Here is a 22,180-nt window from a genome sequence, read left to right as displayed (position 1 = left end):
CCGTACGCACCCGAAGCTGGCTCATCGTTCCGAAATCGGTGTTTTTCTACCGTTCTAGAACCCGACCAGAACGAGGAGACGTCGATACGACGGCCCGCGACGATTCCGAACCTGCAATGCGGCCCCATGAGCCGACGCGTTCCGACCGCGTCTTCACGACGCGCCGCCCTAACTTTTTGAAATTAGGGGCTTGCGCCGATCGCTGACTACCGGTAATATAATCCGCGCTGCTAAAGCATGGGGTGTTAGCTCAGTTGGTTAGAGCGCCGGCCTGTCACGTCGGAGGTCGCGAGTTCGAGTCTCGTACATCCCGCCACTTACTTGCGAAACCCGCCGATTCGGCGGGTTTTTATTTGCCCGGCCGCACGAATCACCTGCGCGAACGGCCCTAAAGATCCGTGCCCGGCCGCACGAACAGCATCGGGGAGCTGCGCGCCTTGTGCCGGATTCTCGCCATGCACCGCATTCGACCTACCGGCGTATTCCGCTGCAGACTCCCTTTTGGCGCTTCCGCGCAGCCGCCCTTGAGAGGAAATTGGGTATTGCGCTCATCGGCAAGTCCCGGTAGAATAATCGCCGCTGCTAAAGCATGGGGTGTTAGCTCAGTTGGTTAGAGCGCCGGCCTGTCACGTCGGAGGTCGCGAGTTCGAGTCTCGTACATCCCGCCACTTCGCATTCGAGAACCTGCCCACCGGCGGGTTCTTTCGTTTCCGCCGCGGCGAAGGGCTCAGCGAACCGGCCGCTGCCCTATCCGAGTGATGGTGATTACGCGCAACGGGTTGTCGGGCCCGCAGGCATCCGTGTCAATAAGAGTCGGCTCGGCATTCTCCACGAACAGCGCGAGCGGGCGGTCCTCCTCGTCGCTGTTCGCCTGCGCACAGCAAGCCGCGAGCAGCACATCGGGACGCAAGCTGCCCGTCGGCTTCGACTCGAGCGAGAAGGCGAGTGTCGCGCCGGTAAGCTCCATGTCCCCTACTAGGAACTCCGCCACGCGCAACACCTTCTCCTTCTTCTTGCGAATCACCATGACGCCCTCGGGCACCGCCAGCTGGGCCGGCGCGCAGGAGAGGAGCGCACGGTACGCACTGACAGGGAACGCAGCGGAGGCCGCCAGCGCATGTGAGTCGATGTACTCGCACGACTTCACCATGAGATCGGGCACGCTCGCAGCCTGGAGCGCCTCGAGGGCGCGCTCGGGCGATACGTAGCGCGTCATCTGAAGGTCGAACAGCTCGCGCGTGCCGCCCACCCCCACGGGCAGCGCCGCGCCGAATGCGATCTTCATGTGGGGCGAGAAGCCCTGGCTCACCGCGAACGGCAGCCTCGCGCGACGAACGGCGCGCTCGAGGGCGCGCGCGAGCTCGAGGTGCGACAGCAGCGCGAGGCGCCCCTGCTTGCAGAACGTCACGCGCAGACGGAACAGGCTCGGATCAGGCATCGGGCGCCTCCTCGCAACGGCGGGCAGGGGCGAAGGCCCCGCCGCCTGCATTCGAGCCGCTCGCCTCGCGGGGCTGGGCCAGCTCGTTGTCCGCATCGAGCGCCTGGCAGACGCCACAGGCCGAGCAGGCGCCAAACGTGCAGTCGGACGTCGTGCGGCCGGCTTCCGCGCGCGAGCGCTCGCGCGCGAGGAAGCGCTCCGAGACGCCCGTGGACACGTGGGCCCACGGCATGACCCTCGTCGTGGGGTACGATGTCTGGGCGATGGCCTCCAGGTCGATACCCACCTCATCAGCAGCTGTGTGCCAGGCTTCTTCGTTAAAGCATTCCGACCACGCATCGAAACGTGCCCCGCGCCGCCAGGCGGCCTCCACCCACGCAGCCGCTTCACGGCCCGCACGGCTCATGACCGCCTCCACGAAACTGGTGGCTGGGTCGTGCCAGTGCACGTCGACCGCCTTGTACTTCACCGAGCGGCGCAGAAGCTGCACGCGCCGAAGCGCCTCTTCCGGCGTGATCTGGCCGTCCCACTGAAACGGTGTTTGCGCCTTTGGCACGAACAGGGCGCACGAAACGCTCAGGCGCAGGCCCCCCCGCTGGTCGGGCGGCGTGGCTGCCTTCATGCGGTCGTAGGCGCGCTGAGCAAGGCTCGCAATACCTTTGATATCGTCGTCGGTTTCGGTGGGTAGCCCTATCATGAAGTACAGTTTACAACGCCGCCACCCGGCTGCGAAGGCCGCATCCAAGGCATCAAACAGGTCATCCTCTGTGACGTTCTTGTTGATGACATCGCGCAGGCGCTGCGTCCCGGCTTCAGGCGCGAACGTGAGCCCGCCCTTTTTCTGCCCGGCAACCAATTCCGCCATATCCACACCGAAGGCGTCCAAACGCTGGGACGGCACCGAGATGCGCACGCCTTTACCATCGCAGGAGCGGTTCAAGCGCGTGAGGATATCGGCAATCTGGGAATGATCGGTCGACGAGAGCGACGTCAGACTCACTTCGTCGTAACCGGTGGCCGCGAGGCCCGCCACCACCGACTCCACCACGTTGTCAGCCGAACGCTCGCGCACGGGGCGGTACATCATGCCCGCCTGGCAAAAACGGCAACCGCGTGCGCAGCCGCGCAGTATTTCGACATTTAGGCGGTCGTGCACCACTTCCGTAAACGGGACGATGCACGGCTCCCAACCGGGACTTTCCGCAAACTTTGTGAACAGGCGCTTTTCGATGACAGTCGGAAGACCCTCCTCCACAGGCTCAATCCACGATCCGCCATCCTGCGCCTCGTCCTCGCTCCGCCAGCGGTAGAACGAGGGCACGTACCAACCCGGCATCCGCGCCAACGCCCGAAGGATGTCAGCCCGCAATGCGCCTTGGGACCTCATCCGCTTGATGAGCGCAAGGCCTTCCGGCAGGGCCTCTTCGCCCTCGCCGATGCTGAAGGCGTCGAAGAAGGGGGCGTAGGGCTCGGGGTTGTATGCGCAGGGCCCGCCCGCCACCACGAACGGATCGCCCTCGTCCCGCTTGGAAGCGTGCAGCGATATACCGGCCAGATCGAGCGTTTCCAGCACATTGGTGGCGGCCAGCTCGTGCGGCAACGTGATGCCCACGACGTCGAACTGCGCAACAGGAGCACAGCTCTCGATGGAAAAGAGCGGCAGCCTTTCGGCGCGCAGCGTGTCGCACAGAGCCGGCGCGGGCAGGAACGCGCGCTCGGCGGCCATGCCGTCCTGTGCGTTCACGACGTTGACAAGTATGCGCAGCGCCTGATTCGCCTGGCCAAGCTCGTAGGTATCGGGATACACCATGCAAAAATGGAAGTCTGCATCGGGTTTGTACACGCATCCGTACTCGTGGTTCAGATAGCGCGCAGGACGCTCTGCGTCAGCGAGCAAGGGCTCAAGACGCGGCCAAAGGTCAATCATGCTTACCGTCCTTGCTCGTCGCGACGCCGATCGTCCGAAGACGCTCAGCGCGCCTTGCCGGACGAGATCCGCTTCGCAGCCACGGACCGAGCGCTTGCCGCCGCCCCTGACGCACGCTCGCGTACGCCGGCAACAGCCCTCGCGCCGGTCGCGCGAGCCGTGGAGGCCGCGCGGCCCGCAGCGGCCCGCACCACCTTGTCGCGCGCTTCGGCCACCACCTGAGCGAGCGTGGACAGCGTCGCGCCGTCCTCGTAGTACTGGATGGCCGCACGGCCCATCGCAACGGTGCCCGCATAGCCGATAGCCGCCTTCACCGCCCAACCGAGGCCGGGCACGAACGCCACGATCTGGCGCGCAACCGCACGGCAGGCGAATGCTCCGCCCACAAGCGCAGCGAGCTCCTTCACGCGCTCCAGGTTGAGCTCTTCACCGTAGGCTGCAGCTACCATGAGCAGCATCTTCGCCTGGTTAAGCGTCATGACCGGCAAATCTGCGCCAGGGATGATGACGAGCAGGCCCACGCCCGCGTTCTGCAACGCGGTCGTATTCACCGCCTCAAGCGACAGGGGCTTGCGGGCAAAGGGGAACGCGAGCGCAAACGCGAGGCGTTTCTCCCTGCACGTCTCGATAACCCAGCCGCCCATGCGCTCGTCGAGCGATGCGACAGCCTCGTCGTCGAGGACGAACGGCTCCACCGGCCGCTCCGCGGCGTCGGCGCCGCGCCTGTCTGCAGGCAGCGCCGGAACCGGGGGCTTCGGCGCTGCCACATCCCCGCTCGGAATGGGATGGCCCTGTTGCGCAGCCAACTCGAAAACGATCGAAGGCAGCGTCGTGACCACCATGACAGGCACGCCTGCGGCGCGCAACTCCTCGGCATAGGCGCCAACCTTCTCGTTCAGACCGGCCACGATCACGGACATGTCGTCACCCTCGAAGGGAGCGAACGGCCTGCCGTCCAGGTAGGTGAGCGAGACGCGGGCGTGCGGGGAGGCGCTCGCGAACGCCTGGCGCACATGGGCCTGCAAATCGTTGGGAGCGCTATCGTCTAGGTACACACTCACCGACAGCGCGGTATGGCGCGCCTCGTCGATATCGAGCGCCTCGTCGATGACCGCCTTTATGTCAACGGGTAGCTGCATGACCGCCCCTTTTCTTACCGCTTGGATACGTTATGGGTCCACACCGAGCCGATCATGCCGAGCATGACGAAGTTCAACACCATGCCCGATGACCCGTAGCTCACGAACGGCAGAGGAATGCCCGTGATGGGCATGAGCCCGCAGTCCATGCCGATGTTCTCGAGGATCTGGAACAGCCACATCCCCACGACGCACATGACCACGACCGTGCCGAACAGGTCGCCAGCCGACCTCGCGATATTGAAGCATATCAAAACGAGCGCTGCGTACAGGGCGAGCAGCACCATTACACCGAAAAACCCGAGTTCCTCAGCCAGCACGCAGAAGATGAAGTCGGTCTGCGCCTCGGGCAGAAGACCAAGAGAGTGCTGCGTGCCTTGGAACAGCCCTTTGCCGAACAGGCCGCCCGAACCGATGGCGATCTGGGCCTGCTTAAGGTTGTAGCCGTCGCCCGTGGGATCGAGCTCGGGATCGAGGAACACGAGCAGGCGCGCTCGCTGGTAGTTCTTGAGCAGCTTGTACTCCACGGTGCCGTCGGCATTGCGCGTGGCCAGAACCTCGTCGAGAGCGAACACCGCAGCCACCGCCGCAATGCCTGCGACCAGGGTGATCAACAGGAACTTCGGCCGCGCGCCGCCCACCACGAGCGCCACCGCCGCGATGAACAGGTACACGAGGCCGGTGCCCAGGTCAGGCTGGGTCATGATGCACAGAAACGGCACAAGCATGATGCCGAGCGCCTTGCAGTACTCGCGCGGATCGTCAAGCCTGCCGCCGTAGCGCGCCACGATGCTCGCGTCGAGCAGGATGACGGTGACCTTGGCGAGTTCGCCCGGCTGCACCTGAATGCCCAGCTTGATCCACGATTGCGCGCCCATGCCCGCATCGGTTCCGAGGCCGGGGATGTGGGGCGAGAGTATGAGCACGACGTTGACGATGAGAAACAGCGTCGTGAAGTCGGACAGCTTCCGGTAGTCGAAGCGCCACACGAGCATCATGAGCACCGCGCCCACCGCCACGCCCGCTGCCTGGCGCGAGAAGCTGTAGTCCTCCTGCCCGCGCACGGCGGAGTAGACGATGACCAGTCCGTAAGCCACCACACAGGTGATCACGATTATGAAGGGAAGGTTCAGCCAGGGAAACCGCCGCTCGCGCGCGGGCTGCCGAACCGCGCCGTTCGACGTTTTCACCGAGCTGATCTCGGGCAGCTGTGACATCGTCGTTCCTCCTTTCCTGGCTTCTTCACGGTTTCGATCGTTCGGTTAATCGGTGCGTCCGCCCGACCCGCCCGACGCGTGCACGTCGGATTTGCCTGTGGAACCAGCGATCTCCCCCACCTCGGTCAGGCTTCCCTCGTCATAAGCCAGCGCAGCAGCCAGGATCTCGGCTCCGAGCGGCGCAGCCACCGCCGAGCCACCGCCGCCGTGTTCGACGAGGCACGCCACAACGTACCGAGGATCATCGTAGGGAGCATAGCAGGCAAACCAAGCGGTGTCCTCGTCGTCGGTGTGTTCAGCGGTACCGGTCTTACAAGCAGCTTGGACTCCGTACCGATCGAAAAGCGCGGCGATGCCCGCGTTCTCCGTCGCAACGCCGCGCAGCGCGTCGCGCACGGTGGCCAAGTTCTCGGCGGGCACGTCGGGCACGTCGAGAACTTCCGGCTCGAAGGAGGCCGCGACATCGCCTGCGGCGTTATGAACTTCTTTGAGCAGGTGCGGCTTCATGATATTGCCCGTGGCAACAGCTCCGTACGCCACGGCAAGCTGCAGAGGCGTGGCTAGCACGTAGCCCTGGCCGATGATCATGTTCGTCATGTCGCCGCCCTGCCACCGCGCCTCCTCGGGCTGATTGCGAAACCATTCGGCTTTCCAATCGGGTGTCGGCACGCGACCCGACGATTCACCGAACAGGTCGATGCCCGTCGTCTCTCCGAACCGGTACTTTTTGAGATAGTCCTGCAGTGCGGTATCGGCGATCGACCCGCCCTGCGACTCGCCATGCTCCCAGAACTGCTTTGCGATATCGTAGAACACCACGTCGCAGGAGTTCACGATACCGCCGCGCAGATCGAGCGTGCCGTGGCCGGAGTGGTTCCAGCATCTCTGCGGGATGCCCGTGTCCCAGCCATCCCACGAGCCGGTGCAGTTCCACGTGGTCCCCCCGTTCGCAAATCCATAAGCCAACGCCGCAAGGCTTGTGAACGCCTTGAACGTGGACGCGGGCGGATATAGACCACCGATGGCACGGTTGAGCAGCGGGTTGTACGCCTCATCGCTCGAATACAGCTCCCAGGCCTCGGTGGTGATACCGCCGATGAACTTTTCAGGCGCAAAGGTGGGATAGCTCGCCATCGCCACGATGCCCCCATCGCGCACGTCCATAACCACAGCCGACGCGCTCACGCCCTTGCCGGTGCCGATAACGCCGTTCACCGGGGCGACGAGGTTTGCAAGCGCTCGGTCGCACACGTACTGCACCGGAGCCTTGATGGTAAGATAGAGATCCGACCCCTTCGTGGGCTGCGTCTCGCTCACGACCTCCACCACGTTGCCGCTTGCGTCGGCCACCACCTTGCGCTGGCCATGGTCGCCCGACAAAAGCCTATCGTAGAACTGCTCGATGCCAGTTTTTCCCACGTCGTCGCCCAGCTCGATGTCACGACCCTCGGGCACGGCCGCCAGCTCTTCTTCAGATACTGCTCCCGTATAGCCGAGCACGTGCGCCGCAAGACCGCCATAGGGGTACTCGCGCACCGTGCGCGTCTGGACGGTCACGTTTTTGAAGGCATCGGAGTGTTCGGCGATAAAAGCGACATCGCGCAGACGTACATCGCCCGCCACCACGCGCTGGCTCTGCGCGCCCGTCGAGGTATCCTGAATGCGCTGGCGCACCACGTTGTACGGCAGCCCGAGCACGGTGGATAGCCGCTGGAGCACATCGTGATCGTCGGCGACCTCGCTGTCTGCAAGCACGGTGAGCGACGAACGGTTCTTCACGAGAGCCACCCCGGCTGCGTCGTATATCAACCCGCGCGGAGCAGGCGTCGAGACGGTGGCATACTGGTTCTCCTCGGATTCGCTCACATAGGACTCAGAGGAGAGCACCTGCATGCTCCACAGCTTCGCGGTGAGCGATCCGAAGACGGCTGCGGCCAGAACTCCCATCGCAACGAACCGCGATCTGAGGTTGTCGGCGGGGTTGGCAACCGGTCTTTGGGCAGCTGCCGAGGAGCGCGGAGCGCCTCCGCCAACCCGACCGCCCGCGTCGCCCAGCGAAGAGGATACGCCAACGGAGCTGATTGGCCGAACGTTCTTCTTGACACTGAGATTCGCGGACTTGCTGCGGTTGCGCAAAAAGAGCACCGCGACCACCACGATGGCGGCCACGACAAGCGTAACGAGCGCTGCGATGAAGGCAATGAGCATCGACGAGCTCCTATCGCAGTCGAGGCGTGTGCATCTCGCGTTCCTGGGCCCCTGCGGCAAGCAGGCGCGCGAAGAGCGGGTACAGCACCAGGCCCACGACGCAATCGTAGAGCGAGCACGGCAGAGCCCGGTAGAGGAACGCATCGATCGGGTTCACCGCAAGGCCGAGCGCCATGAGAAGCGCGCCGTAGAGCATCTCGACGGCGAACGTAGCGGCCACCAGGATGGTAAGCGGCATGAACACCGTGTCGTTGTCGAGCACCGCGAACGCACGTGAAGCGGCAAACGACGCAAGCACAAACAGAAAGGCCATGCCTCCCACGGGCCCCGTTCCCAGCAGATCGCACACGAGCCCCAACACGAACGGCAACACCGGTCCCGCTTCGAGCGGCCGCACGATGGCGACGACGAGCACATAGGCCAGGAGCACATTCGGCTGGGCCGAGAAAAGAGCGATCGAGGGCGCCACGACCACCTGAAGCACCACGGCAACGACAGCGCTCACCGCGACGATGATGTTCTCGCGCGTCACGTTCACTGCCCATCGCCTCCTTGGTCGCCATCGGAAGCGCCAGCATCCGAGCCGACGCTGAACACTACGAGCACCTCTTCGAGCGCCTCCACGGCGCCGGTAGGAGAAACCACCACGCGCCGCGTGGCATCGCCCTGGCGAGCGTCCACCTTCACCACCGTGCCGATGACGAGACCCCGTTTGTAGCTTCCTCCGAGTCCCGACGTGACGACGATGTCGCCGACCTGCACCTCGGCGTCGGCGTCGAGGTTTTCAAGGTACAGCAGCCCTTCAAGCGAGCCGCGCACCACACCCTCCGCACGCGTCGACTGCAGCAATGCGGCCGCGCCGCTTTGCGGGTCGGTGAGCAGTCGTACGGTGGACGTGTGCTCGGTCGTAGCCACAATCTGTCCGACAACTCCCGAAGGCCCCATAACGGTCAAGCCGCTGTCCACCCCGTCAGCCGAGCCCTTGTCGATAGCGACAGTCTGATCCCATGCCGTCGCGGATCGACCGATAACACGCGCGCCCGTCCCCTCGATGTCGTAGGCGTCTTTCATGTCGAGCAGCCCCTGCAAGCGCTGGGCTTCCTGACGGTACTCCTCGGCCTGGGCAAGCTGTTCCACCAGCTCGGCGTTCGCATCGCGCAAACCGGAAAGCGTGTCGTCGTTGGCAGTGAGATCCTCAACGCCCTCGCCGACCGAGGCCGCTCCCGATCCGACGGCCGCGCCGGCGCGCGACAGGGGCGCAAAGGCGCCGGACACAGCACTCTGCACGCCGTGGAGCGGACCGGTCTCCCCTTCGCGAGCATAGGTCGTCAAAAGAGCAAGCGAGACGATCAGGAAGGCGACAAGAAGCACCCGGCGGACTAACGCCGAACCTCTCTGTTGGAATTGAAGAGCCATGGAACGCCGGGCCGGCCTTACTTCGACCGCATGAGCGTCTGTTTGAGAGCCGTCGGCGTCTCGAGGACCTTCAGACAGCCCATGACGACGTTCGTGAGAGCGGTCTCGCTCACCCACACCGGAATCTCCAGCTTGTCGGTGAGGTAGCGATCAAGGCCGGACAGAAGGCCGCCGCCGCCCGTGAGCAAAATACCGTTCTGGATGATGTCGGATGCGAGGTCCGGATTTGTCTTCTTGAACGTCTCTTTGATGTGCAGGACCATCTCCTCGCACGGATCCACGAGCGCAGCGCGCACATCCTCGGACTGGATAGTCACCTCGCGCGGCTGCTCGGTGATAACGTCCTGGCCCGAGATGATCATGTCGCGCTCGCGTCCATCCTCGAACGGCAGGATGGAGCCTATCTTGATCTTGATGACCTCGGCCGTGCGCTCGCCGATCTTGATGCCCAGAAGGTCACGCAGGTGCATGGCGATGGCCTCATCCATCCGATTGCCGGCAAGGCGCAGCGACGAGGAGGTGACGATGCCGCCGAGGGAGATGACGGCCACCTCCGTGGTACCTCCGCCGATGTCCACCACCATCGAGCCCGTCGGCTCGGTGACGGGCAGATCGGCGCCCATGGCCGCGGCCATAGGCTCCTCGATGAGGTAAGCTTGGCGCGCGCCGGCCTGAACGGCGGCCTCGAACACCGCGCGCTTCTCCACCGACGTGGCGCCGCATGGGATGCAGATGACGATGCGCGGCTTGGCCTGCCACGGGTATTTGCGCGGCGCAGCCTTGTTGATGAAAGCCGAGATCATGGCCTCGGTCACATCGTAATCCGCGACGACGCCGTCATGCAGCGGATGCTCCGCCGAAAACGCCTCGGGCGTATGGTTGATCATGTTCTTGGCCTCATGGCCCACGGCGAGCACCCGGTGAGTGCTCTTCTCGATGGCCACGACCGAAGGCTCGTTCACCACGATGCCCTCGCCCGGAATGGCGACCAGTGTATTTGCAGTTCCGAGGTCGATGGCCATGTCCGTGGACATCTGGCCGGTCAACCCCGAGAACGCGTCCAAAAACGACATACAGGCAAACCCCTTGGAATCTCGATTCACGTAGATTCAGATTCTATCACAGGGGGTTTTCGGCAGGGGAAAATCCACAAGCGGCACACCCCCCTTCGGCCGCATGGCTCCCGTGAACCCTACGGCTCAGTGCACGCTGCAGCTGAGGCACGGGTCGTAAGCGCGCACGAGCTTCTCGATGCTGCGCCGAACCTCGTCTTGCCCCGATCCGTCGGCAACCAGGCGCTCGGCGAGCAAGCGCATGTCGGCCTCGAGGTTGGCGACGTTCTGGGCAGTGGGCGTGATCATGGATGCATGGACGACGCGCCCCCGCTCGTCGAGCTCCAGATCGTGAAAGACCGCTCCGCGCGGGGCCTCGGTGAATCCCACTGCGCGCCCAGCCCTGGCTTCGAACGGCACCGGCTTGCTCTCCCCGTCGAACCCGTCAGGCTCGGCCAGACGCCGACACAGCTCGGCACAACGCTCAAGCGCGTCGACAAGTTCGATGGCTTGGGCGACATTGTTCATGAACGGATTCGGCTCAGGCGGACGCAACCCCGCCTTTGCAGCGGCTACCTTGGCGTTTCGGCTCAAATGGCTCCAAGAGGCATTGATGCGCGCGAGGGCGCCCACGAAGTAGGGCGCGCCCGTTTCACGCACACGCGCGCACAGCGCCGCCGAATGCGGCACCGCATACTCCTCGACGCGTTCCTGAACCTCGTCGGCGCAGAACTCGATGCCCGCTTTGAGGAAACGCGCGGTATCCGAGCCCTGCACCGGGTAGCAGCCTTCCTCGACCATGGCCAGCATGTCGCCTTCGGTGGCGATATCGGGCACAGGGAAGGAACGGAACAGGTCGACTGTCTCGACCGCGAACTCCACGGACGCCTCCAGCTTGTCGGCGAGCTCGCAGTACTCCTCTGCCGAGATCTCATGGGTAAAGCCGCCCACTACCGCGGTGATGGGATGGATGCTGCGGCCCCCCACCTTTGTGCACAGCTCGTTGCCGAGAGCCTTCAGCCCGAGCGCCTTCTGGAGAAGCTCGGGGTTCGTCTCGGCAAGCGGAAAGACGCTCTTCGTCCCGACGAAATCCGGCGTCGCAAACACGAACAGGTGCGATGCATGGTTTTGGAGATACGATCCGTATACCAAAAGCTCGCGCAACGCCTTGGTGCGATCGGTCGTGCGGATACCGAAGATCCTCTCGATCGCCTTGAGGTCGGTCACGACGTGGCTCGCCGAGCAGATGCCGCAGATGCGCGAGGCGATATAGGGAATCTCCTCGAAGCGGCGGCCTAGCACCATGCTCTCAAACAGGCGCGCCGGCTCGACGACGTTCATCTCGACGGTCTGCACGACCCCGTCCTCGATGACCACGTGCACATTGCCATGGCCCTCGATACGCGCGATATGGTCGATATGAATGGCGGTCTTGGTCATGAGCGCTTTCCTTACTGCTCGGCGGCAAGAGCGAAATCGGTTCGGTTGAACATCTCAAGCGCCTGGTCGAAATCGGCGACAGGCACACCGTAGCGCTCGCATGCCTCGCGGGCGCTGGGCAGGTTCGCGTCGGGCGACAACCCTCTGCACCCATTGCAGGGCCGGCCCAGCTTTACGCACTTCGCACCGCAGCCAGCCGTGGTCACCAGACCAAGGCACAATCGACCCTTCCCGAAAAAGCAAGCGGTCTCGTTGCGCTTGCAATCACCGCACATGGTGCGCGTGGAGACCGTCTTGTTCGACCCGTACAGTACGCGCTGCAGGACGTCGATGAAGTCGACGGTATCCACCGGGCACGAGCGCACCTCGTAGTCCACATCCACGACCGAACCCACCGAGCGGGGGGCTATCATATCTCCGCAAGCCGTCGGAACCCGATCGTATACGTGAGACGGCCGCTCAAGAAAATGGTCCGCTGCCATACCGGGAATACCGGCTGTCGTGGCGCAGGCGCCGATGGCTATAAGGACGTCCGCGCGCTCGCGCAGCGCGCGGACCGTGGCTTCGGATTCCTCGGTGGTCACAGCGCCCTCGACGATAGCGACGTCAAACTCGTCAGGCATGGGATCGCTCGATGCGAGCTGCCAGTAGCTCAGATCGATCTGGCCGAGCACGTCGAGCAGGTGCTCCTCGCCGTTCGTGATCTGCAACTGACAACCAAAGCAGCTGGCCAGCCCCACGACGACGACGCGTGGTGCCGTGAGCTTGTCGGTGAAACCCGGGGTGGCATATCCGCTCATATCACATCGACTCCTGGATGTTCTTGGCTTCCCAGTAGTTGAACACCGGCCCGTCGATACAGGCGTATTGGTGCCCGATTTGGCAATGGCCGCACTTGCCCATGCCGCACTTCATATGACGTTCGAAGCTCATGTAGATGTGATCGTAGCTGATATTCTTCTTGCGCATCTCTTCGATCACGAACCGATACATCACCGGAGGACCGCACACGGCGCCGAACGTGTTCGACGCGTCGATATCGAGGTGCTCGAAAGGCTTCGTGACCAGACCCACTTCCCCATCCCAGGTATCGTCGGGATGGTCGACGGTCAGATACAGGTCGAAGTCCTTGCGATGGCGCCACATCTCGAATTGGCTGCGGAACATCACCTCCGCGGGCGTTTTCGAACCGTAGATGATGGTGACCTTGCCGAATTCGGAGCGCTCGTCATGGATGTTGTTGATGAGCGAGCGCAACGGCGCGATGCCGAGGCCTCCGGCCACGAGTAGGATGTCATGGCCCTTCATATCCTCGAACGGGAACCCGCGCCCGAACGGCCCGCGCAAACCCACGATGTCACCGCACTGCATGCGGTGCAGCGCCTGGGTAAAGGCACCGGCACGACGCACGGTAAGCTCGATGAAGCCACGCTTCGACGGCGAGCTAGAGATGGAGATGGGCGCCTCGCCCACGCCGAACAGGGAAACCTCGACGAATTGGCCGGGTTCATGGTGGAACGCATCGCGGATGCGCTCGTCGGTCAGGCGAAACTCGAAGAGCTTCTCGGTTTCCGTGATGTCGGTTATGGATGTGATGCGCGCCGGCCACGGCCGATACGGATTCGCAGCCATCATGTCGGAACCGGACAGCGGAGCGGGCTCATCGAAGAACGGCCGCACCTGAACGGTGGACGCTGCACAGCTATTGGGCATCCTCGGCCCCCTTCCTCACGAAGAACTTGAGCACCTCGATGGGGTTGATACCGGCCTTGCACGCCTTGACGCAGCGACCGCAGCCCACGCACAGCATACGATCATGATTCGCAAGAAAGCCGTTGAGCTTGTGGTACATGCGATGCCGCACGCGCCGCGCGGCGGTCGGACGGAAGTTGTGGCCGCCCGCCACGAGGGCGAACTGCGGCGACGTGCAGGCGTCCCATATGCGCTCGCGCCTGCCGGTCTTGCCGTCGGGATCAAACGTGTCGCGGATGTCGAAGCAGAAGCAGGTGGGGCACACCGCCGAGCAGGCCGTGCACGACAGGCAGCCGCCGCCCAGTTCTTCCCAGAACGGATCATCGTGAAAGGCGTCCATGAGCATGGCGACGTCCTGGATGTCGGGAATGGCGTGATCGAATGACTGCTGACGCGTACGTGTGACATGGCGAAACGCGATGCGCTCCTCGTCGGTGGCTTCCCGCGGCTTGCAGGAAGCCTCGAGGATGTTAGCCGCTTCGACGCTGCCAATGCTCACCAGGTACTTGTCCCCGATGTCCTGGAGAAACAGATCGTAGCCGAAGCGCGCCTCGTCAGCGTCCCACAGATGGCAAAAACAGGTGCTTTGCGGCATGCAGCTCAGGCCCACCACAAGCGTGGCATCGCGCCGAGCCGTATAGTAGGGATCGGGATAGCGACCGTCGCGGAACACGAGATCGAGCCGATTGATGGCGTTGATGTCGCAGGCGTGCGCGCCGAAGATGACGCGCGGTGTGATCTGCGCAGCGAAGTCCGTCACGCCGTTCGCGCGCGCATCGAAGGCAAGCAGCGTCTCGTCGGGCGGCAAGAGGTACTTCTTAGGGGATGAGATGGTGGTCTCGTAGCTCAGTTCGATCTCGTCGGGCGACCCGATAGCATCGAACACATAGCTCCCGTCGCGTTTGACCGGCGCGACCACTTCGTAGTCCTTCATAAACGCCGACACAAGCGACGGCAGTTCCTCGGAATCGATGACGCGGTACAGCATGCTCTCGTCCGTTCTCGTCTAAGTGAGCGCCTTGGCGGATCCGATAATCGTCCTGCGAATCTATTGCGCGATCGGCATGAAGCTACTCGTGTCGACTATCGCCTCGTTCACGATGGCGCTTCGCGCCTGTCGAGCATCGCGGCGCCGCGCCAAGCGATCGGGCTCGCCCTGTATCCCTTGCATCGACGATGCAAGGGATACAGGCAATGAACGCCGGCACGAAAGCCTTCCCGTGCGTCAAATCGGTGCGTCCACCGGATGGCTGGCGCGCCTTCTTACGCGAAGAAAATACCGATTTCACGTTCGGCGGACTCGGGAGAGTCGGATCCATGGATGACATTTTCATCCATGATAAGACCGAAGTCACCGCGAATCGTGCCGGGGGCAGCTTCCGCCGGATTAGTGGCGCCCATGAGCGAGCGGCACTTTGCCACCGCGCCTTCACCGGAAACGACCATCTTCACCACAGGTCCGCTCGTGATGTACGAGATGAGGCCTTCATAAAACGGCTTGCCCTCATGCTCGGCGTAGTTGGCTTTCGCCTGCTCGTCGGTGACCATCCCAAGCTCCATACGCTCGATCCTGAGGCCCGCCCGCTCGAAGCGATTGACGATTTCGCCGATGTGGCCGTTCTTCACACCGTCAGGCTTGATCATGGTGTAGGTCTTCTGCACTGCCATGGTGATTCCCTCTTTCTCGTTTGGAAACATTGCATTGGTGAACCAAGCCGCCTCACTCAGGACGGCAAAACGGCACAAAGCCGTTTTCGTCAGTTTTGACTCGGGAAGTACAGCTCGACGTTCGATACCTTCCAACCTGCGAGGTCGCGAACGAGGGAGACCTCGTACTGGACCTCGCCGCCCTCGGGCGTGGTGGCGGTTACGTACACGGTCGAAGCGCTCATAGAACGATTCATACCGTCGATGGCGACGTCAGAATCCTGCGAGATAAGACCCGTCATAGACTCGATCTGATCAGCCGGCACCTCCGAGGAGAACACCGACGATGCCGCTTGCGGGTCGGCAAACAGCTCCTCCACGACGGTCTCCTGAGACGGATAGCCCCAACCTTGCGTGTACAGGAACACCGCGGCGCCGAAAGCGAGCAGCAGCAGCACGATGATAACGACGACGATCTTGAGTCCGACGTTGCGGCGCTTGCGGTCCTGCTTCGCGAGGCCTCGCGACCATTGCTCAAGCTCCTCGTCGCTGGCATTGAAGAACCGATCCTCGCTCTCGGAGACGCCATAGGGACTCTGCTGAGCATATGGGTCGGCATAGTAGTAAGAATCCTGGGCGCCAGCGTAGGGATCCTGATCGACGTAGACGGCCGTTCCGTCCGCGGCAACATCGAGCCCTGACATGTCTGCCGAGGCGGCAGCCGGTATAGGCTGGATGACCTGTGTAATCTCGGATGTTCCCTGAGCCACCGCCGCGATGGCGCGCTGGTAGTCGACGCTTGCCGAATCGGATAGGAAATACGTTTTGTCGGTAATCGATTCTTCGAAGGCATTGACCGCCTTCTGCATCTGGCCGCAGGCGACATAGGCTTGGCCGAGGTTCGCATAGAGCTTGTTGCGCGTATCCGGCTGCATATCGAACTGCAGAGCGCTTTCGTACGATGCCACGGCATCAGCAGGACGGTCGAGCGCCATGAAGCACACGCCCAGATTCAAAAGGGCTTTCGTAGGATCGGGATTGGCCTCGTCGAGCGCAGCCTCGCGGAACGCAACACCCGCCTCGGCGGACTTGCCGAGTTTGAGCAATGCATTGCCCATACCGGTATAGGCCTTGTAGCGCGCGTCGTACTTCGCATCAGATACCGCGATCTCGAAATGCTTGACCGCATCTTCGTAGTCGTGGAGCGACGCATAGGCCATACCAAGGTTGTAGTTCACCGCCCCGCACGCATCGTAGGCCGCGTCGGCCGTTGCCTGCGTGTAAGCATGGATGGCTTCGTTCGGGTTCTTGAGCTTGATCAGGCAGTTGCCGATTTGGTGGTAGAGCAGCCCCAGCTCGCCCGGAGCGAGAGGATGGCCGGCGTCCTGCAGGCAGCGCGTGTACGCCGCCAGAGCGCCTTCGTAGTCCTTGCGCGCGTAGCTCGCACGGGCTTGCTGGAATACCTCGTTGTTCATCTGCTTCCTTCGTTTCTTGGAAAACGGGGCGAACGCGCTAGTCGACAGCGTTCTCGATCTCGATCGTCTCGATCACATCACCCACACGCAGCTGGCCGATGACGTCCTTGCCCTCGACCGTCTGTCCGAACACCGTATAGCCCGAGTCGAGCGTATGCTGCGGACCGAGGCACAAATAGAACTGCGAGCCGGCAGAATTGGGATCCTGTGAACGTGCCATGGCGAGAGCGCCGTCGAGGTGTTTGTTGTTGGGGTTGGTGGAGTACTCCTCCTTGATGGAGTAGCCCGGACCGCCCGTGCCGAGGCCCGCGAAGGGGTTGCCAGCCTTCTTCACGACCTCATCCGAGGTCAGATCGCGGGTGTTCGGGCAGCCGCCCTGGATGACGAAGCCGGGGACGTGGCGGTGGAACTTCAGGCCGTCGTAGAAGCCCTTGCGGGCGAGCTCGACGAAGTTGCCCACGTGAATCGGGGCATCCTTGCCGGCCAACTGCACGCGGATATCGCCCTTCGAGGTCTTGATGACGGCGATCTCATCGCCCGTCGGCAGGTATTCCGGAGTGTACTGCGCCATGTCGGCTCCTTCTCGCATCTTCTCATTCAAGCTCGCCTTGCATCGGATGCTGCCCCGCGGGAACGCGTTCCGGGCACTTCGCGAGCGGTTTTCACCATATACGAAGGAAGATTCTAGCAGGTGATGGCTTTATGGAGGGAAAAACCTTATAACATTCACGGCGGCCATAGGGCGGTCCTTCGGTCGCATCGTTTTCTGCAACCCTCCTGTCAAAAACAGGTTCGCGCCGATCTGAAAACCGGCACCTCCTCCGCACTCCACCGCGCGCAGGAGCCTGGAATGTGCGATGATGGTCAGACTGCAACCGCGGCATACGCGAGCGTATGCAAAGGGACCAAGCGGCATACGGGCCACACCCATCTCCGGCCGCACGGAGAATTCGCTCGAAGCCCGCGCTGCAAACCGCAACGCAACATCGAACGAGGAGGCATGCATGAAAGTCTGCATTCTAGGAGCAGGATCGCTTGGAAGTGCCATCGGAGGAGCGCTTGCGCTCGATGGCAACGAGGTGCATCTAATCGGACGCAAGGCGCACATGGACGCCGTGAATGAGACGGGCCTGGTTCTTGTGGAGCCGAATGGCGAGCGTACAGCGCCCGTGCTCGGTCATGAGAGCGCCGCCGGCATGGGAGAAGCGGATCTTGTCATCGTGCTGTGCAAATCGTTCGACACGGAACAGACCATACGCGACAACATGAGCCTCATAGGCGACGAGACTGTTGTCATGTCGCTGCAAAACGGACTCGGCGCAGAAGACGCGCTCTGCGCCATCGTCGGATCGGAGCACGTCATCGGCGGCAAGACCTACATCGGCGGCATGCTGCTTGAACCTGGGCGCGTCCAAGCCACGCTGCCCGGCAAGGACACCTTCATCGGAGAACTCGACGGCAGCATCACCGAACGCGTCCGGCGCATCGGCGCTGCTTTCGAAAGCGCGGGGATGCATTGCATCGTCTCCGACAACATCATGGGAGTCATCTGGGACAAGCTGCTTGTCAACGTGGCGACGGGCGCGGTATGCGGCATCACGCGCCTTCCCTACGGCGCGATGTACCAGGAAGAGAACCTCGTCGCCACGGCCAAGGCCGCAGTGCAAGAGGGCATGGCCGTGGCCAATGCCGCGGGCATCACGCTCACCTACGAAGATCCGATGGACGTACTGGAACTCGCGCGGGCGGGTCTTCCTTATGACTTCAAGCCCTCCATCTTGCAGAGTCTGGAAAAGCACCGCCCCACCGAGATCGGGGTCATCAACGGAGCCGTGGTCGCACAGGGCGCGCGTTACGGCGTTCCCACTCCTGTCAACGAGACCCTTGTTGCCTGCGTAACCGGCATCGAGCGCTTCATCCGGGAATACGTGCTTGCTTAAAACGGGAAGTCGTCGCGAACATAGGGCGGCGCTTCAAACGTGCGCGCAAAGTTGATGAACGCCTGAGCGGCAGGATCGCGGAACGTCTTCTCCCGATACGTCAAAGATACCGGGTAGAATTCCCGTGCGCCCTCCACGGCGAGCGGCAGCACGGCCATGTCAGGGTTCGGCAGCAGATTCGATGTCAGCATCGTCAGGGCGACAACGGGCTCGCGCACGACCAGCGCCCCGAGAATGATCTCATCCTCGTAGTTGCGTATGAGATTCATCTCGTCGAGCGGGGCGCCGGTTCTTCTCAGGAAGGCATCGAGCGTGTCGCCGCAGGCAATCCCCGATCGATACGTGACGATGTCGCATCCCGCCAGATCGTCGTAAGACACCTTGTCGAGCGCAGCAAGCGCGTGTCCCCGTCCGACAGCCACAACGAGACGCTGGTAGAACAGCGTCTCGCATGCGACGCGAGGCCTTTCGACGGGGCCGGCTATCACAAGATCGCATCCCCCTTCGTCAAGCAGCTTATTGAGCGTTTCAGTCTCCCCTTGCGCGATGCGAAAATCGACGAATGGTCCATACTCCTCGCGATAGGCTTTCATTGCCGCAGGCAGATAATCCGATCGCACAGTGGCGATAGCACCCACGCTGACCGTCCCCGAGAACCGCCCATGGCGCCGCTTCACCTCCGCGATGCCGCCCTCGATATCCATGAGGCCGTTGTCGACCGACCGCTTGAAGAGCCGCCCGTCCTCGGTGAGCGCGACCGTGCGTCCCTCGCGGGAGAATAGCGGGCAGCCCAGTTCCTTTTCGAGGGCAGAAATGGAATGCGACAGGGCGGACTGCGAGATGCAGAGGTCCTCGGCAGCGCGCGTGTAGTGTTGGATCTCGGCAAGATGCTGAAAATAGTACAGTTGCGCAAGATTCATTGCGACCCTTTCGATGCCCTCGCGGACTTGCGATTAACAACCATCCAGTATAGGGCGTCAGGCTTCAAAGCGCCCTCCCCAACACCGCCCTTTCGCCCGGTGCTCTTCCGAGCGATGCGTTGCATGAAACCGGCGCATTCCCGTCAAAACAATGCACAGGCAAAAGCGCCCTGCGATAGCGTATGCTGGAACAGCGCCGCCTACACGCGCATTTCGCGCGTCGGGTCGCAACGAACGTACCGTAAAGCAGAGGAGGAACGACGATGGGCACGAGCATCATACCGTTGGAAGTTGGCAACACGTGCAGCTTCACCAAGACAGTCAGCGAATCAGACGTCTACCAGTTCGGCGGCATCACCGGCGACTTCAGCCAGATGCATTTCAACGAGGCGTTCATGAAGAGCACGCGCTACGGCACCCGTATCGTCCACGGCGTGCTCGCCTTCGCACTCGGCAGCACCGCCTCGACCCTTATCCAACAGAAGTACGAGTCGCCTATTCCCAGCGCATCGTACGGCTACGATCATGTGCGCTTCGTGAACCCCGTCTACTTCGGTGACACGCTCACGGCCACCTACACCGTCACGCGCGTCGACGAAGCCGAGATGAAGACGTATGCGGACGTTGTTATCACCAACCAAGACGGCACGGTCGTCTGCGTGGCTACCCATATCCTCAAGTTCCTCGTCGATTAGCAGAACCGCTTCTCGCTGCGGGTGCATCCCCGCCCGCAGCGAGAGCTCGGGACAAGGGATGCGCCCCCTGCCCCGAACAGGCGAAAACCGCCCGTCTCCCGAATGTCAGCGTGTTCGAGCAGGCGCGTTTAGACCCGTTCGAACACGCTTACGACCTCGACGTGTGTCTCGTCATCTCGGAAATTCCCGTCCGCATCAAACGAGTCGGGCGTCACCGCCGTATACCCATCCGCCTCGCCGGGAACCTCCTCCCAGAAGAAGCGCACCGGGCACTTGAACGTGACGCTCTGCACCACGCGCTCCTTGCGCGGGTTCCTACCCGCCAGGATGCGGACCTCGCTCACCGCCTCGTGCACGATGTCGAAGCGCGTCTGCTCATCCGCTTCCTCCAGAAGCTCGGGAATGCGGTCAAGCTCGTCCAGCAGCCTGCGCTCGCCAACCCTGCGCTTGTCGGCAGCGGCTATTTTAGCCCGCGTCTCCTCCAGCGCCTCCTGGAAACCGGCATCGCGGTCGTACAGGTCATCCAGCCGCCTCTGCAGGTCGCTGAACTTGCGCTCATAGCTTCGGTCGGCGGGGTCAAGCGCGTCAATCTGGTTCATGAGCATGCGCATGCGCTTGTCGTTAGCCGCCTGCTCGCGCCCGATGCGCTCGGCGTCCTCTCGCAGCTGCTCCACGTCGGTCTCGTCGTTGATGCGGCGGCGCAGCGCCTCCACGAACGCATCCGAACGCGACGCCAGCTTCACCATCTCTATGACCTCGGCATCCACGTACTCCTGCGGGTACTGGCGGCTGAAGGTGCACGACGCCCCACGCGCCTTCGACGTGTGCGGGCAGTAGTACGCGTAGGTGGTCTTTCCCCGCGTACCGTCCTTCTTGACCTTTCCCCGGTTCGGGTGCGAGGACATCTTGTGCCCGCACTCCGGGCACACGAGCAGCCCGTTCAGCATGTTCACGTGCCCGTCGTCGTGCCTCTTGGCGTTCGGCTTCCGGGTGCCCACGATTGCCTGGGCGGCCGCCCAGGTCGCCTCGTCGATGATTGCCTCGTGCCTGCCGTCGTAGACCTCGTATCCGTCGCTCTTCACCACGTGCGTCTCGCCGCGCGTGCCTTCGATGACCTCGGTGCGCCTGCGCCCGTAGGCAATCTTGCCGATGTACACGGGATTGACGACCATCCGCGCTATCGTGGTGTTCCCGAAGGTCTCCATGGTCGCGTTGCCGCGAGCGGCCTTCGTGACGCCGTGCCTGTTCAGCCACGACGCTATCGCCATGGCCCCCTTGTTCTCGTAGGCGTACATCTGGAAGATTTTGCGGACGACCTTCGCCTCGTCCTCATCGACCACAAGCTCCTTGAACTTGCCGCCCCGGTCCACGAGCCGATAACCGTACGGGGCCTGCCCGCCGTTCCAGTAGCCCTTGCGGGCCTTCTCCTCGCGTCCGCTCATGGTCTGGGTGCGGATGTTGTCGCGCTCCATCTCGGCGAACACGGCGGCGATGGAAAGCATCGCCTTGCCCATCGTCGTGGCGGAGTCGATGCCGTCCTTGACGCAGCACAGCTCCACGCCGTAGTCCTGGAGCATCTGGAGCGAGTTCCACGTGTCGGCGGCGTTGCGTCCGAAGCGCGACAGCTTGAACACGAGCACGTACGTCGGGCGCCTGCCCGGCTGCTCCTTGATGATGTCATCGAGCATCTGCCGGAACTGCGGCCTCCCGCGCACGTTCTTGCCGGAGAAGCCCGCGTCCACGTACTCCCCGAGCACGCGCATGCCGTGCATCTCGGCGTATCGGGTCAGCTCGAATCGCTGGGCGTCTATCGACTCGCCCTTCTCGACCTGGAGCTTGGTCGATACGCGGATGTAAAGAACGCAGGAGAGGGGACGGGTAGCATCTGGGTTCTTGGGATTTTTTCGTGCCATA

The 22,180-nt window shown here is 62.9% G+C and carries 19 protein-coding genes and 2 tRNA genes; 4 read left to right on the top strand and 17 right to left on the bottom strand.

What is annotated here, in order from left to right; translation table 11 throughout:
- The first annotated feature begins 239 nt into the window (after nucleotides 1-239).
- A tRNA-Asp gene (locus tag ABGT83_RS05260) sits at nucleotides 240-316 on the top strand.
- A gap of 275 nt (nucleotides 317-591) precedes the next feature.
- Nucleotides 592-668 (top strand) — tRNA-Asp (locus ABGT83_RS05255).
- 59 nt (nucleotides 669-727) lie between these two features.
- Here the strand turns inward: ABGT83_RS05255 and ABGT83_RS05250 are convergent.
- From ABGT83_RS05250 to ABGT83_RS05180, 15 genes are all read right to left on the bottom strand, one after another.
- Nucleotides 728-1,438: a TIGR03936 family radical SAM-associated protein gene (locus ABGT83_RS05250; RefSeq protein ID WP_346686314.1), complete on the bottom strand. Its 711-nt coding sequence runs from the start codon at nucleotides 1,436-1,438 to the stop codon at nucleotides 728-730.
- Entirely contained in the window at nucleotides 1,431-3,365 is a 1,935-nt protein-coding gene (locus tag ABGT83_RS05245; RefSeq protein WP_346686312.1) for a TIGR03960 family B12-binding radical SAM protein, read from the bottom strand. The genes ABGT83_RS05250 and ABGT83_RS05245 overlap by 8 nt, the downstream gene beginning before the upstream one ends.
- A gap of 44 nt (nucleotides 3,366-3,409) precedes the next feature.
- Nucleotides 3,410-4,504 carry a YcjF family protein gene (locus ABGT83_RS05240; RefSeq protein WP_346686311.1) on the bottom strand — a complete coding sequence of 365 codons (1,095 nt, stop codon included), beginning with the start codon at nucleotides 4,502-4,504 and terminating at the stop codon, nucleotides 3,410-3,412.
- Between the two features lie 14 nt (nucleotides 4,505-4,518).
- Complete coding sequence (rodA, locus tag ABGT83_RS05235) at nucleotides 4,519-5,721, bottom strand: rod shape-determining protein RodA (protein ID WP_346686309.1); 1,203 nt, start codon at nucleotides 5,719-5,721, stop codon at nucleotides 4,519-4,521.
- A gap of 45 nt (nucleotides 5,722-5,766) precedes the next feature.
- On the bottom strand, nucleotides 5,767-7,929 hold the full coding sequence (gene mrdA, locus ABGT83_RS05230) for a penicillin-binding protein 2 (RefSeq protein ID WP_346686308.1): 2,163 nt from the start codon (nucleotides 7,927-7,929) through the stop codon (nucleotides 5,767-5,769).
- 10 nt (nucleotides 7,930-7,939) lie between these two features.
- On the bottom strand, nucleotides 7,940-8,467 hold the full coding sequence (gene mreD, locus ABGT83_RS05225; RefSeq protein WP_346686306.1) for a rod shape-determining protein MreD: 528 nt from the start codon (nucleotides 8,465-8,467) through the stop codon (nucleotides 7,940-7,942).
- On the bottom strand, nucleotides 8,464-9,345 hold the full coding sequence (gene mreC, locus ABGT83_RS05220) for a rod shape-determining protein MreC (protein ID WP_103264278.1): 882 nt from the start codon (nucleotides 9,343-9,345) through the stop codon (nucleotides 8,464-8,466). Before mreC ends, mreD begins: the two co-directional genes overlap by 4 nt.
- A gap of 17 nt (nucleotides 9,346-9,362) precedes the next feature.
- Nucleotides 9,363-10,418: a rod shape-determining protein gene (locus ABGT83_RS05215; RefSeq protein ID WP_103264277.1), complete on the bottom strand. Its 1,056-nt coding sequence runs from the start codon at nucleotides 10,416-10,418 to the stop codon at nucleotides 9,363-9,365.
- Between the two features lie 126 nt (nucleotides 10,419-10,544).
- On the bottom strand, nucleotides 10,545-11,837 hold the full coding sequence (locus tag ABGT83_RS05210) for a Ni/Fe hydrogenase subunit alpha (RefSeq protein ID WP_346686303.1): 1,293 nt from the start codon (nucleotides 11,835-11,837) through the stop codon (nucleotides 10,545-10,547).
- Between the two features lie 11 nt (nucleotides 11,838-11,848).
- Nucleotides 11,849-12,637 (bottom strand): NADH:ubiquinone oxidoreductase, encoded by a 789-nt coding sequence (locus ABGT83_RS05205; protein ID WP_346686302.1) that lies wholly within the window; start codon nucleotides 12,635-12,637, stop codon nucleotides 11,849-11,851.
- Nucleotide 12,638: 1 nt separating this feature from the next.
- Nucleotides 12,639-13,550 carry an FAD/NAD(P)-binding protein gene (locus tag ABGT83_RS05200; protein WP_103264274.1) on the bottom strand — a complete coding sequence of 304 codons (912 nt, stop codon included), beginning with the start codon at nucleotides 13,548-13,550 and terminating at the stop codon, nucleotides 12,639-12,641.
- Nucleotides 13,540-14,577, bottom strand: a complete 1,038-nt coding sequence (locus ABGT83_RS05195; RefSeq protein WP_346686301.1) for a 4Fe-4S dicluster domain-containing protein — start codon at nucleotides 14,575-14,577, stop codon at nucleotides 13,540-13,542. The genes ABGT83_RS05200 and ABGT83_RS05195 overlap by 11 nt, the downstream gene beginning before the upstream one ends.
- 275 nt (nucleotides 14,578-14,852) lie before the next feature.
- Entirely contained in the window at nucleotides 14,853-15,257 is a 405-nt protein-coding gene (gene ndk, locus ABGT83_RS05190) for a nucleoside-diphosphate kinase (protein ID WP_346686299.1), read from the bottom strand.
- Nucleotides 15,258-15,346: 89 nt separating this feature from the next.
- Nucleotides 15,347-16,711: a tetratricopeptide repeat protein gene (locus tag ABGT83_RS05185; protein ID WP_346686297.1), complete on the bottom strand. Its 1,365-nt coding sequence runs from the start codon at nucleotides 16,709-16,711 to the stop codon at nucleotides 15,347-15,349.
- 37 nt (nucleotides 16,712-16,748) lie between these two features.
- Nucleotides 16,749-17,282 carry a peptidylprolyl isomerase gene (locus ABGT83_RS05180; RefSeq protein ID WP_103264270.1) on the bottom strand — a complete coding sequence of 178 codons (534 nt, stop codon included), beginning with the start codon at nucleotides 17,280-17,282 and terminating at the stop codon, nucleotides 16,749-16,751.
- Between the two features lie 433 nt (nucleotides 17,283-17,715).
- Here ABGT83_RS05180 and ABGT83_RS05175 point away from each other — a divergent pair, with 433 nt between their 5' ends.
- Nucleotides 17,716-18,651, top strand: a complete 936-nt coding sequence (locus ABGT83_RS05175; protein ID WP_103264460.1) for a ketopantoate reductase family protein — start codon at nucleotides 17,716-17,718, stop codon at nucleotides 18,649-18,651.
- Here ABGT83_RS05175 and ABGT83_RS05170 read toward each other — a convergent pair.
- On the bottom strand, nucleotides 18,648-19,571 hold the full coding sequence (locus ABGT83_RS05170; RefSeq protein WP_103264269.1) for a LysR family transcriptional regulator: 924 nt from the start codon (nucleotides 19,569-19,571) through the stop codon (nucleotides 18,648-18,650). The two genes, ABGT83_RS05175 and ABGT83_RS05170, sit on opposite strands and share 4 nt — an antisense overlap.
- Before the next feature lie 263 nt (nucleotides 19,572-19,834).
- On the opposite strand from ABGT83_RS05170, the gene ABGT83_RS05165 reads away from it, so the two are divergent.
- Nucleotides 19,835-20,266 (top strand): MaoC/PaaZ C-terminal domain-containing protein, encoded by a 432-nt coding sequence (locus ABGT83_RS05165; protein ID WP_103264268.1) that lies wholly within the window; start codon nucleotides 19,835-19,837, stop codon nucleotides 20,264-20,266.
- A 128-nt stretch (nucleotides 20,267-20,394) separates the two neighbouring features.
- Here the strand turns inward: ABGT83_RS05165 and ABGT83_RS05160 are convergent, their stop codons facing one another.
- Nucleotides 20,395-22,179 (bottom strand): recombinase family protein, encoded by a 1,785-nt coding sequence (locus tag ABGT83_RS05160; RefSeq protein WP_346686293.1) that lies wholly within the window; start codon nucleotides 22,177-22,179, stop codon nucleotides 20,395-20,397.
- Between the last annotated feature and the right edge of the window lies 1 nt (nucleotide 22,180).

The sequence above is a fragment of the Enteroscipio rubneri genome (assembly GCF_963929405.1).
Lineage (GTDB): Bacteria > Actinomycetota > Coriobacteriia > Coriobacteriales > Eggerthellaceae > Enteroscipio > Enteroscipio rubneri.
The sequence above is the reverse complement of the archived record's forward strand: the minus strand, read 5'-3'. Positions and strand labels throughout refer to the sequence as shown.

Bases quoted from the DNA above. Each gene is read 5' to 3' on its own strand.
- ABGT83_RS05240 (WP_346686311.1), bottom strand. From the start codon at position 4,504: ATGCAGCTACCCGTTGACATAAAGGCGGTCATCGACGAGGCGCTCGAT.
- ABGT83_RS05205 (WP_346686302.1), bottom strand. From the start codon at position 12,637: ATGAGCGGATATGCCACCCCGGGTTTCACCGACAAGCTCACGGCACCA.
- mreC (WP_103264278.1), bottom strand. From the start codon at position 9,345: ATGGCTCTTCAATTCCAACAGAGAGGTTCGGCGTTAGTCCGCCGGGTG.
- ABGT83_RS05245 (WP_346686312.1), bottom strand. From the start codon at position 3,365: ATGATTGACCTTTGGCCGCGTCTTGAGCCCTTGCTCGCTGACGCAGAG.
- ABGT83_RS05160 (WP_346686293.1), bottom strand. From the start codon at position 22,179: ATGGCACGAAAAAATCCCAAGAACCCAGATGCTACCCGTCCCCTCTCC.
- ABGT83_RS05175 (WP_103264460.1), top strand. From the start codon at position 17,716: ATGAAAGTCTGCATTCTAGGAGCAGGATCGCTTGGAAGTGCCATCGGA.
- ABGT83_RS05200 (WP_103264274.1), bottom strand. From the start codon at position 13,550: ATGCCCAATAGCTGTGCAGCGTCCACCGTTCAGGTGCGGCCGTTCTTC.
- ABGT83_RS05210 (WP_346686303.1), bottom strand. From the start codon at position 11,837: ATGACCAAGACCGCCATTCATATCGACCATATCGCGCGTATCGAGGGC.
- mrdA (WP_346686308.1), bottom strand. From the start codon at position 7,929: ATGCTCATTGCCTTCATCGCAGCGCTCGTTACGCTTGTCGTGGCCGCC.
- ndk (WP_346686299.1), bottom strand. From the start codon at position 15,257: ATGGCAGTGCAGAAGACCTACACCATGATCAAGCCTGACGGTGTGAAG.
- ABGT83_RS05250 (WP_346686314.1), bottom strand. From the start codon at position 1,438: ATGCCTGATCCGAGCCTGTTCCGTCTGCGCGTGACGTTCTGCAAGCAG.
- ABGT83_RS05170 (WP_103264269.1), bottom strand. From the start codon at position 19,571: ATGAATCTTGCGCAACTGTACTATTTTCAGCATCTTGCCGAGATCCAA.
- ABGT83_RS05165 (WP_103264268.1), top strand. From the start codon at position 19,835: ATGGGCACGAGCATCATACCGTTGGAAGTTGGCAACACGTGCAGCTTC.
- ABGT83_RS05185 (WP_346686297.1), bottom strand. From the start codon at position 16,711: ATGAACAACGAGGTATTCCAGCAAGCCCGTGCGAGCTACGCGCGCAAG.
- ABGT83_RS05195 (WP_346686301.1), bottom strand. From the start codon at position 14,577: ATGCTGTACCGCGTCATCGATTCCGAGGAACTGCCGTCGCTTGTGTCG.
- ABGT83_RS05180 (WP_103264270.1), bottom strand. From the start codon at position 17,282: ATGGCGCAGTACACTCCGGAATACCTGCCGACGGGCGATGAGATCGCC.
- ABGT83_RS05215 (WP_103264277.1), bottom strand. From the start codon at position 10,418: ATGTCGTTTTTGGACGCGTTCTCGGGGTTGACCGGCCAGATGTCCACG.
- rodA (WP_346686309.1), bottom strand. From the start codon at position 5,721: ATGTCACAGCTGCCCGAGATCAGCTCGGTGAAAACGTCGAACGGCGCG.